Origin of the sequence: Streptococcus sp. HCA-5024, assembly GCF_037890265.1 — a bacterium.
GTDB lineage: Bacteria > Bacillota > Bacilli > Lactobacillales > Streptococcaceae > Streptococcus > Streptococcus lingualis.
Genome location: NZ_JBBKBR010000004.1, coordinates 32,835 through 48,333, shown reverse-complemented (window position 1 = coordinate 48,333; position 15,499 = coordinate 32,835). Strand labels below are relative to the sequence as shown.

17 protein-coding genes are annotated in these 15,499 nt (G+C 39.2%); 3 read left to right on the top strand and 14 right to left on the bottom strand.

The genetic code is table 11. The features are described from left to right. Positions 1–155: 155 nt before the first annotated feature. The 8 genes from WKT08_RS07265 to WKT08_RS07230 form a co-directional block, all read right to left on the bottom strand. Positions 156–428, bottom strand: a complete 273-nt coding sequence (locus tag WKT08_RS07265; RefSeq protein ID WP_003009183.1) for a Veg family protein — start codon at positions 426–428, stop codon at positions 156–158. A gap of 1 nt (position 429) precedes the next feature. Beyond that, positions 430–1,788, bottom strand: coding sequence for a replicative DNA helicase (dnaB, locus tag WKT08_RS07260; protein ID WP_014714093.1), 1,359 nt, complete (start codon positions 1,786–1,788; stop codon positions 430–432). Between the two features lie 25 nt (positions 1,789–1,813). Further along, entirely contained in the window at positions 1,814–2,266 is a 453-nt protein-coding gene (gene rplI / locus WKT08_RS07255; RefSeq protein ID WP_003002156.1) for a 50S ribosomal protein L9, read from the bottom strand. Beyond that, on the bottom strand, positions 2,263–4,242 hold the full coding sequence (locus tag WKT08_RS07250; protein ID WP_320909617.1) for a DHH family phosphoesterase: 1,980 nt from the start codon (positions 4,240–4,242) through the stop codon (positions 2,263–2,265). The genes rplI and WKT08_RS07250 overlap by 4 nt, the downstream gene beginning before the upstream one ends. 195 nt (positions 4,243–4,437) lie before the next feature. Further along, the gene (gene mnmG, locus WKT08_RS07245) at positions 4,438–6,348 is read right to left on the bottom strand and encodes a tRNA uridine-5-carboxymethylaminomethyl(34) synthesis enzyme MnmG (protein ID WP_340281096.1); all 1,911 of its coding nucleotides are present in this window, start codon (positions 6,346–6,348) and stop codon (positions 4,438–4,440) included. A gap of 10 nt (positions 6,349–6,358) precedes the next feature. Next, positions 6,359–6,814, bottom strand: a complete 456-nt coding sequence (locus WKT08_RS07240; RefSeq protein WP_340281094.1) for an NUDIX hydrolase — start codon at positions 6,812–6,814, stop codon at positions 6,359–6,361. 138 nt (positions 6,815–6,952) lie between these two features. Next, positions 6,953–8,074, bottom strand: coding sequence for a tRNA 2-thiouridine(34) synthase MnmA (gene mnmA / locus WKT08_RS07235; protein WP_070464797.1), 1,122 nt, complete (start codon positions 8,072–8,074; stop codon positions 6,953–6,955). Between the two features lie 204 nt (positions 8,075–8,278). Continuing rightward, positions 8,279–8,821: a LysM peptidoglycan-binding domain-containing protein gene (locus WKT08_RS07230; RefSeq protein WP_003009194.1), complete on the bottom strand. Its 543-nt coding sequence runs from the start codon at positions 8,819–8,821 to the stop codon at positions 8,279–8,281. A 228-nt stretch (positions 8,822–9,049) separates the two neighbouring features. Between WKT08_RS07230 and sdaAB the strand changes: the two genes are divergently transcribed. The 3 genes from sdaAB to WKT08_RS07215 are packed head-to-tail and all read left to right on the top strand — an operon-like array spanning position 9,050 to position 11,234. Continuing rightward, entirely contained in the window at positions 9,050–9,721 is a 672-nt protein-coding gene (gene sdaAB, locus WKT08_RS07225) for an L-serine ammonia-lyase, iron-sulfur-dependent subunit beta (protein ID WP_023919982.1), read from the top strand. Between the two features lie 9 nt (positions 9,722–9,730). Then, positions 9,731–10,603, top strand: a complete 873-nt coding sequence (gene sdaAA / locus WKT08_RS07220; RefSeq protein ID WP_049486033.1) for an L-serine ammonia-lyase, iron-sulfur-dependent, subunit alpha — start codon at positions 9,731–9,733, stop codon at positions 10,601–10,603. A gap of 1 nt (position 10,604) precedes the next feature. Continuing rightward, the gene (locus WKT08_RS07215; protein WP_003002086.1) at positions 10,605–11,234 is read left to right on the top strand and encodes an HAD hydrolase-like protein; all 630 of its coding nucleotides are present in this window, start codon (positions 10,605–10,607) and stop codon (positions 11,232–11,234) included. Between the two features lie 24 nt (positions 11,235–11,258). On the opposite strand, the gene WKT08_RS07210 is transcribed toward WKT08_RS07215, so the two are convergent. From WKT08_RS07210 to WKT08_RS07185, 6 genes are all read right to left on the bottom strand, one after another. Continuing rightward, a complete protein-coding gene (locus tag WKT08_RS07210) occupies positions 11,259–11,909 on the bottom strand; it encodes a LysM peptidoglycan-binding domain-containing protein (protein ID WP_003002250.1) in 651 nt (216 codons plus the stop codon). A 157-nt stretch (positions 11,910–12,066) separates the two neighbouring features. Next, the gene (locus tag WKT08_RS07205) at positions 12,067–12,864 is read right to left on the bottom strand and encodes an energy-coupling factor transporter transmembrane component T family protein (protein ID WP_049486035.1); all 798 of its coding nucleotides are present in this window, start codon (positions 12,862–12,864) and stop codon (positions 12,067–12,069) included. Then, positions 12,857–13,699, bottom strand: coding sequence for an energy-coupling factor transporter ATPase (locus WKT08_RS07200; protein ID WP_049486036.1), 843 nt, complete (start codon positions 13,697–13,699; stop codon positions 12,857–12,859). Before WKT08_RS07200 ends, WKT08_RS07205 begins: the two co-directional genes overlap by 8 nt. Next, positions 13,684–14,508: an energy-coupling factor ABC transporter ATP-binding protein gene (locus WKT08_RS07195; RefSeq protein ID WP_070464804.1), complete on the bottom strand. Its 825-nt coding sequence runs from the start codon at positions 14,506–14,508 to the stop codon at positions 13,684–13,686. The genes WKT08_RS07200 and WKT08_RS07195 overlap by 16 nt, the downstream gene beginning before the upstream one ends. After that, positions 14,509–15,048 (bottom strand): CDP-diacylglycerol--glycerol-3-phosphate 3-phosphatidyltransferase, encoded by a 540-nt coding sequence (gene pgsA, locus WKT08_RS07190; RefSeq protein WP_003009208.1) that lies wholly within the window; start codon positions 15,046–15,048, stop codon positions 14,509–14,511. A 31-nt stretch (positions 15,049–15,079) separates the two neighbouring features. After that, positions 15,080–15,487, bottom strand: a complete 408-nt coding sequence (locus WKT08_RS07185; protein WP_023919990.1) for a helix-turn-helix domain-containing protein — start codon at positions 15,485–15,487, stop codon at positions 15,080–15,082. Positions 15,488–15,499: the final 12 nt, after the last annotated feature.

Here is a 15,499-nt window from a genome sequence, read left to right as displayed (position 1 = left end):
CAAGGTCACTCATAACGAAAAATACATTTCATTTGTTTCCTACGCTGGCATTACCCAGATCAGGTGCGGTCGAAGCTTACACTTCCTCTCAGACTGTACACAGACTCCCATATGTATTTATTATAATAACTGATTTAGACGATAAAAGCAAGGAATTAATCCAAATAACGAATTAAATTCTTCTCTGTCAAAATATCTGAATAGGTGTAAGACTCCACGTAGGTATTGGCCGGTTCACCTGGTAAGCTATTGTCGTTCGTATACTCGATAATAAATAAAGAAGGATAGACCTCAATCAAGCGTCCAAATTTATTTTTTTGACGTTTCCGTCCATTTTCAAGCGTCATTTCAACCACTTGTCCTTCATGGGCCTTGATTTCTTCTTTAATTTTTTTCATTTTTGCAACATCTGTAAATGCATCACTCATCTTATTGATCCTCTCTCTTTGAAATGCTTGAGAATTTATTGTATTCCTTTTGGAATATTAATTCGACTGTCCCACGCGCACCTGAACGGTTTTTCTCGATAATCACTTCAACCGTATTATTGGGCATTCCATCTTCTTCCTCTTCACCAGCTCGATCATAATAATCATCACGGTACAAGAAAGCAACAATATCCGCATCCTGCTCAATCGATCCAGATTCACGAATATCAGAAAGAACAGGACGTTTGTCTTGGCGCTGTTCCACACCACGTGATAGCTGACTCAAAGCAATAACGGGAACTTTTAGTTCCTTAGCCAAAATCTTTAACTGACGAGAAATTTCTGAAACTTCCTGTTGACGGTTTTCTCTTCCAGTCCCTGTAATCAGCTGCAGGTAGTCAATCAGAATAAGACCAAGATTCCCTGTTTCCTGCGCTAATTTTCTTGCTCTCGAACGAATCTCAGTGATCCGAATTCCTGGAGTATCATCGATGTAAATACTCGCATTGGCCAAATTCCCTTGAGCAATGGCATATTTTCGCCACTCTTCATCCGTCAATTGACCTGTACGAATCGAATGGGATTCAATCAAGCCTTCAGCTGCTAACATCCGGTCAACCAAACTTTCAGCACCCATTTCTAATGAGAAAATAGCCACTGTCTTATCCAACTTTGTACCGATATTTTGAGCAATATTGAGAGCAAAGGCTGTTTTCCCTACTGCAGGACGAGCCGCTAAAATAATCAACTCTTCCTCATGTAGCCCCGTCGTCATATGGTCCAAATCGCGATAGCCTGTCGCAATACCCGTAATATCAGAGGTTTGAAGCGAGCGGGCTTCTAAGCTACCAAAATTTATATTCAAGATGTCTCGAATATTTTTAAATCCACTACGATTTGCGTTTTCACTAACATCAATCAGAGCTTTTTCAGCACCCGCAATGATTTCATCTGAAGGACTTGCACCATCATAAGCTTGATTAATACTTTCCGTTAATCGAGAGATCAACCGACGTAAGACAGCTTTTTCGGCAACAATCTTCGCGTAATACTCTGCGTTAGCTGAAGTTGGTACCGAATTAATGACTTCTACCAAATAGGAGAGACCGCCAATATTTTGGAGATCCCCCTGACTATCTAAAATATTTCGAACAGTCGTCGCATCAATCGCATCCCCGCGGTCAGCTAGATCGATCATGGCTTTAAAAATCAAACGGTGCGAGTACTTAAAGAAATCGCCAGGCTCGATATATTCACGAACAAAGACCAATTTCCCCTCATCAATAAAGATGGCTCCCAACACTGATTGCTCTGCTTGGATATCTTGAGGTTGTGTTCGTAATTCCTCTATCTCAGCCATAAAAAAACCTTTCTATCGATCGTGTTTACCCTTCGTTTACACGAATATTAATCACACCTGTAACATCTTGATAAATTTTTACAGGGACGTCAATCAAACCTGTTGAACGAATTGGAGAGGAAACTTGGATATGACGTTTATCAATTTTAATGCCAAATTGTTTCTCAAGCTCTTCTGCAATCTTTTTATTGGTAATAGAGCCGAAAGTACGGCCATCTGGCCCAATTTTTTCCGTGAATTGAACAACAGTTGCTTCTTCTTCTAATTTTGCTTTAATCTTTTGCGCTTCCGCTAATAATTCAGCATGCGCTTTTTCTTCTGACTTTTGCTTTCCACGAAGTTCACCGATTGCTTGGGCATTGGCTTCTTTCGCAAGATTTTTCTTGATCAAAAAGTTTTGTGCATAACCAGTAGGCACTTCTTTAATTTCGCCTTTTTTACCTTTACCTTTTACATCCGCTAAGAAAATAACTTTCATTCTACATTCTCCTTTTCAATAGTTACTTCGTTTTCAATAGTCTCAATCAATTGTTGACGAATACTCATCAAATCTTGACCCTCAATTTGAGAAGCCGCCGAATTGAAATGACCTCCTCCGCCAAGCTGTTCCATGATACGCTGTACATTGACTTTGCTTCGACTTCGTGCAGAAATCGAGACAGTCCCACTTTGATTACAAGCGATGACAAAGGTTGCTTCCACCTCAGACATGGCCAGCATACTATCAGCTGCTTTACTAATAGTTACTGAATCATAGGCTTTAGTCGTATTGGCACAAGCTACGATGATATGTGGCAAAATCTTTTCACCAGTCAAGATCAGTTCGTTCACTTCGCGGTACTCGTCAAACTGAATAGCAGAGATCTCCTGGATGGCTACACTATCACTACCTCTTGAGCGAAGGTAACTCGCCACATCAAAGGTCCGACTTGTAACACGTGTGGAGAAGTTCTTAGTATCCAGCATGATTCCAGCCATCAAGACACTTGCTTGAATCTTCGTTAACCGATTTTTCTTCGATTTCTGGAACTGAATCAGTTCACTAACCAATTCACTCGCACTACTTGCACCACTCTCGATATAAGTGATCAGAACATTTTCAGGGAAATCATCATCCCGACGATGATGGTCAATGACAATAATCTGTTGAAACTCTTGATAAAACTCTTTAGAAAGGGTCAAGGCTGTCTTAGAATGGTCCACCATAATTAACAAAGAGCGATCTGTCACCATTTGCATGGCTTCCTCTAGGGGAAGGATTTTCGTTACTTGCTCTTCTTCTAGTTTCGCAATTGCTCTTGAAATATCACTAGCCATCGCATGCGGGTCATAGACCACATAAGAGGAAGCCAAAATATTGCTAGAGAAAAACTGCATTCCCACAGACGCTCCTAGAGCGTCCATATCCAAGTTTCTATGCCCAACAATGAAGACTTGATCAACTGATTTGATCTTATCCGAAATAGCTGTCATCATAGCGCGTGTGCGAGTCCGAGTCCGCTTCACAGCCGAAGCTGTTCCCCCACCAAAGAAAATAGGGTTTTTCTGTTCATCATTTTCCTTGACAACCGCTTGATCCCCACCACGAACTTCTGCAAGGTTTAGGTTCAAGAGAGCCCCTTTACCAATCTCATCATGCTTCCCGTCACCGTACGAGAATCCCATACTTAAGGTAATAGGTAGCTCACGATTTTTAGCTTCTTCACGGAATTGATCGATGACTGAAAATTTTGATTCCATCAACTGTTCTAAGACCGTGTAGTCTGTAAACAAATAGAAACGATCCATCCCCACACGTCTGTAAAACATATGGTAATGAGCTGTAAACTCTTCTACAAAGTTGGCAATAAAACTATTGATATTGCTAATATCAGAGTCTGAAATGACATCTTCTAGATCATCATAGTTATCAACAGAAATAATACCGATAACGGGACGAGTTGTCACCAATCCCACAGTTGCTTCATACTCACTTGAAACATCAAAAAAGTAAACAACACTAGATGTCTGATCAAAGTAAACAGAATATTTCTTATCGGCTACAGTGACATAATGTCCTTTATCCTCAAACAAAGTATTGAGTAACTTTTTCAAGGATTCAACATCAAAGTCCCCATCATCTGTTGAAAAAATCAATTCAGCATAAGGGTTGAACCACTCTACTTCATTTGACTCTTCATTAATTTTAATAACTCCAACAGGCATTTTATCAAGGAGGGATGCTAATCCGCTTTCTGCCTGATGGTTAACATATTGTATTTGTTCTAATTCATCTAACTCTGAAATTTGTAACTGGTATTCAAATAAAGCAATCAATCCAGCTAAGACTAAAAAAATTGCAATGAGAGTTACATAGCCTTTGCCAAAGATTCTTAAAAAAATTGCTAAAATTGCAAATGAAATAAAACCAATTAACACATAATGGATGAACGATAAACGAAATTTTTTCATCATAAACCTCTTCTCGGAATTATACCATAAATAGAGGTAAAAAGCGAGGTTTCTCTCTATATTACAGAGAAGATTGACCCGTAAAAAGCTCTTCCTCCGCTTCACTACTTTGTAAACAACGTTTACAACTGTGTAAACAGCAACAACAGATTTTAATCCATAAAATTGAGGCTGAAACATCATCTCAGCCTCATTTGATTAGTGGTTTGCTTTGTTTTTGGAGATACTCCGAGATTTACCTTCCAAGTAAACCATTAAAATAGAGATATCCGCTGGATTGACACCTGAGATACGACTTGCTTGACCAATCGTTTCTGGATTAATTAATTTAAATTTTTGACGCGCTTCGGTTGCGATGGAGTCAATATCATCCCAGTCAATATTCGCAGGAATTCGTTTTTCTTCCATACGCTTCATTTTTTCGACTTGGTCCATTGCTTTTGAAATATAGCCTTCGTATTTAATTTCAGTTTCAATCAATTCAATTATTTTATCATCCAGTTCTTCAGCTGCAGGACCGATAAATTCTACCACATCTTGGTAAGAGACTTCTGGTCGTCGCAAGAATTCTTTAGCAGTGACAGCATCTGTCAATGGTTTAAAGCCCATTGCAGCAACCTTCTCATTGGTTTCCTTTACAGGCTTTAACTTAATGCTATCCAAACGCTTCATCTCGTTTTCAAACTGATACTTCTTGGTTTCGAAACGTTGCCAACGTTCATCATCTACCAATCCAATTGCTCGTCCCATTTCTGTCAAGCGCATATCGGCATTATCATGACGCAAAATCAGACGGTATTCTGCACGGCTTGTTAACAAACGATACGGTTCGATCGTTCCCTTTGTTACCAAGTCATCGATCATGACCCCAATATAACCATCACTGCGTTTCAAAATGAGTTCTGGTTTTCCTTGAATTTTTAGAGCCGCATTGATCCCTGCAATAATCCCTTGACCAGCAGCCTCCTCATAGCCAGACGTTCCATTGGTTTGGCCAGCTGTAAAGAGACCTGAAATTTTCTTAGTTTCCAAAGTTGCGCGCAATTGATGAGGCAAAACCATATCATACTCAATTGCATAACCCGTTCGCATCATTTCTGCCTTCTCAAGTCCCTTAATAGAATGGACGAGATCCCGTTGAACATCCTCTGGTAAACTCGTTGACAGCCCTTGAACATAGACTTCTTCTGTATTTCGTCCCTCAGGTTCTAAAAATAGTTGATGACGCTCTTTGTCAGCAAAACGGACAATTTTATCCTCAATGGACGGACAATAGCGAGGACCCACTCCCTTTACAACCCCTGTAAACATAGGGGCCCGGTGTAAATTATTCTGGATAATTTCATGGCTATGCCCATTCGTATAAGTCAACCAACAAGGAACCTGATCCTTTACATAATCCTCATCACGCGATGTATAAGAAAAATGATTTGGAGCTTCATCTCCAGGTTGAATTTCCGTTTCGTCATAATTAATTGACGATGCCTTTACACGAGGTGGTGTCCCTGTTTTGAAACGTCCAATTTCTAATCCTAGCTGTTTGAGATTATCGGCCAAATTGATAGAAGCTAGACTATGATTAGGTCCTGACGAATACTTGAGATCTCCAATGATAATTTCTCCGCGTAAAGCTGTCCCAGTAGTGACAATAACAGCCTTTGCTCCATATTCTTGGTGAGTTGCAGTCCTTACACCAACAACCTTACCATTCTCCACCAAAATCTCATCAATCATAGTTTGGCGAAGAGTTAAATTATCTTGGTTTTCAACCGTTTTCCGCATTTCTTTTGAGTAAAGTTCTTTGTCTGCTTGAGCACGAAGCGCACGAACCGCAGGACCTTTACCGGTATTGAGCATTTTCATTTGGATGTAGGTCTTGTCGATATTCTTCGCCATTTCTCCACCGAGGGCATCGACTTCACGCACGACAATCCCCTTAGCAGAACCACCAATAGAGGGATTACAAGGCATAAAAGCCAGCATTTCAATGTTAATAGTCGCAAGTAAGACCTTACAACCCATACGGCTAGCAGCTAGAGAGGCTTCTACTCCCGCATGCCCCGCACCGATTACAATGATATCGTATTCTTCTATAAAGTTATAATTCATTCTATTTCTCCTATTTCTCAAGATGGATGTGTCGTAATTTTCCGTCCCAGTCTGGTAGGGCTGATTTTAAAAAAGCCGGTTTCAGGTCAACAGCATGTAAATCATCTAAAGCAATCCAACGATAAGGTAATTGCTTTGTATCTTCCTGCATGACCAAAGGTGCATCTTCCAGTAAGTCCACAAAATAATGAAATTCAATGTTATGGTAGTGGATTCCAGCTTGTTCAAAGTGATTTTCAACCACGAAAGCTAGTGGACCTGCTTTAGATGTAACACCAAGTTCCTCTTTGACTTCCCGAACTACAGCATCTTCTGTAGTTTCATTGACTTGAATAGCACCTCCGATTGTATAACAGCCGTCCTCATCTTCTATGACGAACAAGCGATTATCTTTTACAATCAAAGCAGTCGCTCTCACACCAAAAACAGTAGAACCTATTTTCGTCCGAAAATCCTGTTGCCTCATTATTACTTCCTTTCGAAATCACACAAAAATAGTCAAAACTCTGAGAAGTGCAGGACAAAAAAGCCTGCAACATCCATGAGCTTTGACCATCATTTCTATTGCTTTTATTATTGTAGCAAATTGAGAAAATTTGTCAATTTAAATATACTGACAAACTTTTCCATCCCGATAAGCATTGTCAATCAAGCCTCCGCCTAGACACTCTTCACCGTCGTAAAAGACAACAGCTTGTCCTGGTGTAATGGCTCGTTGAGGTTCTGCGAAAATCACTTCTGCCTTGTCACCTTTAACGTGTACAGTCACCTTGGAGTCAGGCTGACGATAGCGGAACTTAGCTGTACACTCTAATGTAAACTCTTCTGGCATATCTCGTGTAAAGTGAACTTGACTAGCCTGTAAACTTGTTGACATCAATGCTTCATGGTAGAACCCTTGACCGACATAAAGAATATTTTGACTGAGGTCTTTACCAACTACAAACCAAGGAGCATTATCTCCACCTTGTTGGCCACCAATTCCAAGTCCACCCCGTTGACCGATTGTGTAATACATCAAACCAGCATGTTCACCCATATCTCGTCCATCGATGGTCATCATTCGACCTGGTTGGGCAGGAAGGTAGTTCCCTAGAAATTCTTTGAAATTCTTTTCTCCGATAAAGCAAATTCCAGTTGAGTCTTTCTTTTTAGCTGTTGCCAATCCAGCTTCTTCAGCTAGACGGCGAACCTCAGGCTTTTCCAAATGTCCCAATGGGAACATGGTTTTTTGAAGTTGTTCTTGTGACAGTTGGCTTAAGAAATAAGTTTGATCCTTCCCGTTGTCAACGCCACGTAACATATGGACAATACCATCCTCATCATGCGACACGCGCGCATAGTGCCCTGTGGCCACATAATCTGCACCGAGTGTCATAGCATAATCTAAAAAGGCCTTAAATTTGATTTCCTTATTACACATGACATCCGGATTTGGTGTTCGACCAGCTCGGTATTCAGCAAGGAAATATTCAAAGACACGATCCCAGTATTCTTTCTCAAAGTTGACAGAATAGTAAGGAATGCCAATTTGGTCTGCGACCGCTGCTACATCTTTGTAATCTTCTGTAGCTGTACAGACGCCATTTTCGTCTGTGTCGTCCCAGTTTTTCATGAAGATGCCGATGACATCGTAACCCTGTTGCTTTAATAATAAAGCTGTTACAGATGAATCCACACCACCACTCATACCAACAACAACACGTGTTTTCGAGTTATCACTCATAGATTTCTCCCATCTTTTCGTTTCTCACGATTGAAGGTCGTGGTTTGCTTCAACGATTGAAGGTCGTTTTGAGCAGTTACCATTTTAACACGCTTTATATTAGAAAACAAGCATCTTACTATTCTTTTTGTTGATCAGGATCGATGGGTTTACAAGTCTGTAAATATAAAAAGAGTCCTATTCAAGAACTCTTTTTAAACGAATTTAATACCAGCCATTTGCCAACCAGAAATTTTTAGCTGCTGACCATGATCCATAACGGTTGACAACATATTGATTGGCTACTTTTTCTTGGTTTGCAGGTGATAAATCACCATTCAAATAAGTGATAGTTAATTGGTAACGGCCATAATATTGGCCATTTTGTGCTGTATAGCTACCACTTGACTCTTTCTGAGCAATCCATTCCTTAGCAGCCGCGTCTTCCGCACTCAAGCCATCTGAAGCAGAGACAGTAGTTGTTGCTTGTGTAGTATCAGTTTTACTAGCAGGAGCTTGCTCCGTAGTTTTCTGCGTTGTATTTGCATCTTCAATCTCAAGAACTTGACCAACTGAGATGAGATTCACGTTACTAATCTTATTTTTCTTAGCAATTGCATCAACCGTTGTGTTCTTCTCTTTAGCAATAGCTGATAAAGTATCACCTGATTTTACAGTATAAGAATCTGCATTCGCTACAATTGGAAGGAAAAGTCCTGCAAGTAAACTAAGTCCAATAATTCGTTTCATCATTTGTTTTTTATTCATTATTATATACTCCTTTATTGGTATACCTCTATACTACACAAGAAATATTTCATATTTATTGAAATAATGTGTCAAATATTTCAGTCAGATGTTAGAAATACTAAAAATCCAGGATAATATAAATGCTTTAAGCCCCCTTTAAGATTTCTCAGATATTTCGGGAAAAATAGAAGAAATCATCAGCCATATCTGATATAATGAAGTAAAGTGATCACAAAGGAGCAGAGCATGAACTCTTTAAAATTCCAATCAGTTTTTGATATTATTGGACCTGTGATGATCGGCCCATCCAGTAGTCACACTGCAGGTGCTGTTCGAATTGGTAAAATTGTTTCTTCTATCTTTGGAGAGGAACCAAAAGAAGTTGAGTTCCAATTATTTAATTCCTTCGCCAAAACCTATCGTGGTCATGGAACAGATTTAGCCTTAGTAGCGGGCATCTTAGGAATGGACACAGATGATCCTAGAATCCCAGATAGTCTAAAAATTGCACATGAACGAGGCATTCGGATTGTTTGGTCTATTCAAAAAGAAAGCAATGCTCCTCACCCAAACACAACGACTATTACTGTTAAAAATGATCATAAAACGATTTCTGTCACTGGAATCTCAATTGGTGGTGGGAACATACAGGTTACTGAGTTAAATGGCTTTGCTATCTCACTAAATATGAATACTCCAACCATTATCATTGTTCACCAGGACGTCCCTGGAATGATCGCCCATGTGACAGAAGCTCTTTCTCGCTATGATATTAATATTGCACAAATGAATGTAACACGGGAAAAAGCTGGAGAAAAAGCGATTATGATTATAGAAGTTGACTCAAGGAGTTGTGAAGCAGCTATCGACGATATCCGTAAAATTCCTCATCTTCATAATGTCAACTTTTTCAAATAAGGAGTTCATATGTTTTATTCAATTGTAGACCTCGTAGAACAAGCAAGCACGCAATACAAAGGAAACGTCGCAGAGTTAATGATTGCAACTGAATTTGAACTAACTGGTCGTGAACGAGAAGAAGTCCTACGATTAATGACCCGTAATTTAGAAGTGATGATTGATTCTGTAAAGTTAGGGTTAAATGAAAACCACTCTCGTAGTGGGTTAACCGGTGGGGATGCCGCAAAATTAGATCGCTATATCAAATCAGGAAAAACGTTATCTGACTTGACCGTCCTAACCGCAGCGAAGAATGCTATTGCTGTCAACGAACACAATGCTAAGATGGGACTGGTCTGCGCAACACCCACTGCAGGATCTGCTGGCTGCCTCCCCGCAGTTCTCACTGCAGCTACCCAAAAATTAGGGTTAAACCGTCAGCAACAATTAGATTTTCTACTGACAGCTGGAGCTTTTGGTTTAGTCATCGCAAATAATGCTTCTATTTCAGGTGCAGAAGGTGGTTGTCAAGCAGAAGTTGGTTCTGCTTCAGCTATGAGTGCGGCGGCATTGACACTAGCTGCTGGGGGAACTCCTTATCAAGCGAGTCAGGCAGTCTGTTTTGTCATCAAAAACATGCTTGGGCTCATTTGTGATCCAGTAGCAGGACTCGTGGAAGTTCCATGTGTCAAACGAAACGCAATGGGAGCCAGCTATGCCTTCATTGCTGCTGATATGGCCTTAGCAGGTATTGAATCAAAAATACCTGTTGATGAAGTGATTGACGCCATGTACCAAGTTGGATCTAGTCTTCCGACTGCCTTTAGAGAAACAGCTGAAGGAGGATTGGCAGCAACACCAACCGGACGTAGATTACAAAAAGAGATATTTGGAGAATAGCATGCAAGCCTTATTTTTTGATTTAGATGGAACATTAGTTGACAGTTCCAAGGGAATTACAGAGAGCTTTCAACATACATTCGATACTTTGAAGGTTCCTCAACCCGATCTCAAAACTATCCGTAGTTTTATGGGACCACCTTTGATTTCTAGTTTTGAAGCTACCCTTCCTGAAACTTTAGTAGATCAAGCCGTAACTATCTACCGCCAGTATTATCATGAAAAAGGTCAATACAAATCAACTCTGTTTCCTCAGATAGTAGAAGCTTTGAAAGCATTACAAGACGAAAACATTCCTCTTTATGTAACTACTTCAAAACATGAACCAGTTGCTTTACAGATGTGTCAAGATTTAGGTATCGCTAAATACTTTAAAGGAATTTATGGATCAAATTCAGATCGTATCCACAAAGCTGATGTCATTCGATACGCCTTGTCAATCAATGACCTTCCAAAAGAGGAGACAGTGATTATTGGAGACACAAAATTTGACCTCATTGGAGGTCAAACAGTTGGCATAAAAACCATGGCCGTCACTTGGGGATTTGGAGATCTTGAAGAGCTACTTCTTTACTCACCAGATTTTATTTGTCACTCTCCACTTGATATTCTTGAGACATTAAAAAAATAGGTTTACAAATTGTAAACCTATTTTTTAATAACCCCAAGCTGATAAACCTTGTGAGCTATATGCATTGTATGCAGCCTGGATTTGATCATCAACTGTTGCAGTTGAACCCCAACCTGGCATTGTTTGGAACAAACCACTGGCACCAGAAGCATTTGCTGCATTTACTTGACCATTTGATTCACGGGCAATAATTGCTTCCCAAGTAGAAGCAGGTACACCAGTCATTTCAGCCATACGAGCAGCTGCATAAGATCCTTGTTCTCCAGCAGTATTCCCATTTGATAGAACAATTCCACCATTTGTTGATTGTGCAGAAGTCACTGCAGCATTTGCTGCATAAGTTGTTTGTTTTTGAGCAGTTTGTGCTGTTGCAGTTGCTGTAGGTGCACTTTCAGCAGGTTTTGCTTGCTCTTGTGGAGCAACTTTATCAATCATAGATTTTGAACGCTCACCTAACTCAATAATTTGTCCTGCATAGATCAAATCTTCATTGGTCAGATTGTTAGATGCAATAATATTTTCTACTGAAGTGTTATTTTCTAGTGCAATTTTTGATAGAGTATCTCCAGACTTCACTTCGTAAGTTTCAGCATTCACTGTAGCAATACCTGAAATGAAAAGTGATGCTGCTGAAAGTAGGGAAGTGACTGTCCATTGGAATTTTTTACTGTTCATGAATTCTATTCTCCTTTCGAACATAATTCTATCATACACACAAAATGTTACAGTTTATTGTAGAATATATTACAAATGTTACAAGAATATGTGAATTTAATGTAAAAAGCGCTTTGTATAGCGCTTTTTCCTTATTTTTGAACCAATACAACTAGCTCTATCCATTTTTTAGATAAAAAACTATCAACATGAGGCACAGAATAACGAGCAATGCCAGGGTATCTTTTACTCCCCACTGCAGAGTCCGATAGCGTGTTCGTCCCTCACCGCCTTTGTACCCTCTCGCTTCCATCGCAATTGCTAATGCATCTGCGCGTTTAAAACTAGAAGCAAATAGAGGAATGAGGATCGGAATAAAGGAACGGATCCTTTTTAATAGATTTCCCTCACCAAAATCAACACCACGTGCCCTTTGCGCATTCATGATTCGATTCGTATCATCTACTAAGGTTGGAACAAAGCGCAAACTCATAGATAGCATTAACCCAATCTCATGAGCCGGAACCTTAATAATTTTTAGTGGGGTAAGGATCTTTTCAACAGCATCTGCTAAACTTAATGGTGTCGTCGTCACTGTTAAAATTGTCGAATAAAAAATGATTAAAATAAATCTACAAAATATAATGGAGGCCTGTATCAATCCTTGGTCGGTTAATTTAAAAAACCACCATTGATACAAAATGGTTCCTTGAGAGGTCGCAAATAATTGAAAAATCGTTGTAAAAGCAATGATAAAAATCATTGATTTTAAGCCTTTGACATAAAAACTAATCGAAATCCTCGTTAAATACATTAAAATAAAGATGAAACCAAAGAGCAGAAGATTGGTCTGCAAGTTATTGGCCCAAAACAGAAGAAAAATGAATAGGAACATTGAGAGCAACTTCCCACGAGGATCCAGTTGGTGGATAATGGAGTTTCCAGGAATATATCTTCCCAAAATCATATTATTCATGAAGTAACAGCTCCTTTAGTTCCTCAATTTTGATTGGTAGTCTATCCAGAGGAAGCCCCCTTTTTTTCAATTGAAGAGCAAAATTCGTAATTTGTGGGACTCCTAATTGAAGTTTTTGTAAATAATCAACCTGTTGAAACACTTCCCTTGGGGATCCCTTTAGGACAAGTTTTCCCGCTTCCAAAGCAAATACGGTATCAGCAAAATTTGCTACATCATCCATCGTATGAGTTACCAGAACTAGGGTCATCCCATTTTTATGTAATGTTTCAAACAGCGCCATCAATTCCTTTCTTCCAGCAGGATCTAGCCCTGCTGTCGGCTCGTCCAATACTAAAATCTCTGGTTCGATAGCTAAAATACCCGCGATCGCAACCCGTCTCATCTGTCCACCAGATAGTTCAAATGGACTTTTATCATAGATAGACTCTTCTAAACCAACGATCGCTAATTTTTCTTTGGCTATTTCCTCCGCTTTGTCCTTAGGTACCCCAAAATTCTGTGGTCCAAAGGCTACATCAGCTAGAACAGTTTCTGCAAACAGCTGACTTTCTGGAAATTGAAAAACCAAACCAACCTTTTTTCTCAGGTACTTCATTTCTTTTGGCTCAGAATGATTATCTAAAACAAAATCTTCAAATTGAATCGTTCCTTTAGTCGGACGCAGTAAACCATTTAGTAATTGCAACAAAGTAGACTTGCCACTACCAGTATGCCCGATAATGGCTGTATAAGATCCATCTTTTATTTCCAAACTAATATCAGAAAGCGCCTGCCCTTCAAAAGGACTTCCCTCTTGATAAGTATAATAGACATTCTTTAAAGATATTCCCATAGTTGGTCTAATAACTCACTTTCTGTTAGATAATCCTGTTTTAGCGGAAAATGCGAGCTGAGAGATTCTTGAACCTGCTTACTAAAAGGCTTATCTAGTCCAATCTCATTAAGGTCATTTCTTGAAAACAATTCCCGCGGCGTCATAGAAGACTCTAGTTTTCCTTTTTGAAACACCAGTGTTCGATCACTTAAGGCAATTTCGGTTAAATCATGGGTAATGGAGATAATTGTTAATTGAAATTTTTTCTGAAGTTCTCTCATTACCGCCATTAGATCCTCTCTGCCTTCTGGATCTAACATACTAGTTGCTTCATCAAGGATAATAATCGTTGGTCTCAAGGCGATAATACCTGCTATGGCCACCCGTTGCTTTTGACCACCTGACAAACGAGATGGTTCGCGATCTTTAAACTCCAACATACCAACTTGCTCAATAGCCTTCTCCACTCGTTGAAGCATTTCTTCCCGTGGAATTCCTTGATTTTCTAAACCAAAGGCAACATCATCTTCTACTGTCGCACCAACAAATTGGTTATCAGGATTCTGAAATACAATCCCAATTTTACTACGGATTTCCCATATAGTTTCACGAGTCAGTTTTTTTCCATCAATGTAAATCTCACCAGACTCAGCTTCCAAAAGACCATCAATCAGGCGTACAACTGTAGATTTCCCACTACCATTGTGTCCAACAATCGAAAGCCACTCTCCTTGTTTCACGTGAAACGAAACCGTGTCAATTTGATACTCTTCTACTGTTTTATCGTATCGAAAGGATACATTTTTTAGCTCAATCATCTGTTTCATTTATTTAAATGTGTCTTTAAAGAGATAGCTACTTCCCTTAAAGTAGTCGTAACCAGAATAAATTGTGAAAATCAATGCAATATAAAGCAACACTTGCCCTGGAAGAGTCCAATGGCAAAGCAAAAAGATAATGGCAAACATTTGGCTAAAGGTTTTAATTTTTCCAGGCATGGCTGCAGCAAGAACTGTACCACCTGTCTCAACAAGTAGAAGACGCAAACCAGTAACAGCTAACTCACGACAAATGATAACGGCCGCAATCCAAGCAGGAACCATTTTTAATTCAATCATCATGATAAAAGCTGACATGACCAATAATTTATCTGCCATCGGATCGGCAAATTTACCAAAATTACTAACTACATTCCATTTTCGTGCAAGAAAGCCATCTAAATAATCTGTAATACTAGCAATTGCAAAAATAACTGCCGCTACAATATGTCCTAAGTAAGAATGACTTAAACTTAAAATAGCAATAAAAATAGGAATCATCACAACCCGAATTAATGTCAATGCATTAGGAATATTTTCTTTTTTCATACTTCCTCCAAAAAATAAACTATCTTTACATCTATTTTACAGATGCTGTAAACTCATAAAAATATACGATATAAATCACAAAGCCAAGGATGACAAAACTAACTAGTAGATAATACAGGATTGGTAACCAGCTCGCTTTCTGTCTTAATTTTCTTGAATGAAGCTCTTCGTCATCTACAAGTATTTCTTCATCAAATAACAATTCTTTTCCTTCACGAAAAGCTGTCAATAGGATGGACTCATCTAATCCCAAAGCCCATGCTAACTTTTTAAGATAGATCTGAGCGTAAAAGGGACTCGGTAATAGATCAAACTCATCGTTTTCCAACGCTTCTATATAAGGAATTTCAATGGCTGTCTTATTTGACACATCCTGTAAACTTAAGTGTAAATTTACTCTTGACAGTCTTAACACTTGACCAATCGTTCTCTTCTTCATGTTTTCCCTTCT

Coding starts and splice junctions, on each gene's coding strand:
- WKT08_RS07265 (WP_003009183.1), bottom strand. CDS start 428: ATGAGTGATGCATTTACAGATGTTGCAAAAATGAAAAAAATTAAAGAA.
- dnaB (WP_014714093.1), bottom strand. CDS start 1,788: ATGGCTGAGATAGAGGAATTACGAACACAACCTCAAGATATCCAAGCA.
- rplI (WP_003002156.1), bottom strand. CDS start 2,266: ATGAAAGTTATTTTCTTAGCGGATGTAAAAGGTAAAGGTAAAAAAGGC.
- WKT08_RS07250 (WP_320909617.1), bottom strand. CDS start 4,242: ATGATGAAAAAATTTCGTTTATCGTTCATCCATTATGTGTTAATTGGT.
- mnmG (WP_340281096.1), bottom strand. CDS start 6,348: ATGAATTATAACTTTATAGAAGAATACGATATCATTGTAATCGGTGCG.
- WKT08_RS07240 (WP_340281094.1), bottom strand. CDS start 6,814: ATGAGGCAACAGGATTTTCGGACGAAAATAGGTTCTACTGTTTTTGGT.
- mnmA (WP_070464797.1), bottom strand. CDS start 8,074: ATGAGTGATAACTCGAAAACACGTGTTGTTGTTGGTATGAGTGGTGGT.
- WKT08_RS07230 (WP_003009194.1), bottom strand. CDS start 8,821: ATGAATAAAAAACAAATGATGAAACGAATTATTGGACTTAGTTTACTT.
- sdaAB (WP_023919982.1), top strand. CDS start 9,050: ATGAACTCTTTAAAATTCCAATCAGTTTTTGATATTATTGGACCTGTG.
- sdaAA (WP_049486033.1), top strand. CDS start 9,731: ATGTTTTATTCAATTGTAGACCTCGTAGAACAAGCAAGCACGCAATAC.
- WKT08_RS07215 (WP_003002086.1), top strand. CDS start 10,605: ATGCAAGCCTTATTTTTTGATTTAGATGGAACATTAGTTGACAGTTCC.
- WKT08_RS07210 (WP_003002250.1), bottom strand. CDS start 11,909: ATGAACAGTAAAAAATTCCAATGGACAGTCACTTCCCTACTTTCAGCA.
- WKT08_RS07205 (WP_049486035.1), bottom strand. CDS start 12,864: ATGAATAATATGATTTTGGGAAGATATATTCCTGGAAACTCCATTATC.
- WKT08_RS07200 (WP_049486036.1), bottom strand. CDS start 13,699: ATGGGAATATCTTTAAAGAATGTCTATTATACTTATCAAGAGGGAAGT.
- WKT08_RS07195 (WP_070464804.1), bottom strand. CDS start 14,508: ATGAAACAGATGATTGAGCTAAAAAATGTATCCTTTCGATACGATAAA.
- pgsA (WP_003009208.1), bottom strand. CDS start 15,048: ATGAAAAAAGAAAATATTCCTAATGCATTGACATTAATTCGGGTTGTG.
- WKT08_RS07185 (WP_023919990.1), bottom strand. CDS start 15,487: ATGAAGAAGAGAACGATTGGTCAAGTGTTAAGACTGTCAAGAGTAAAT.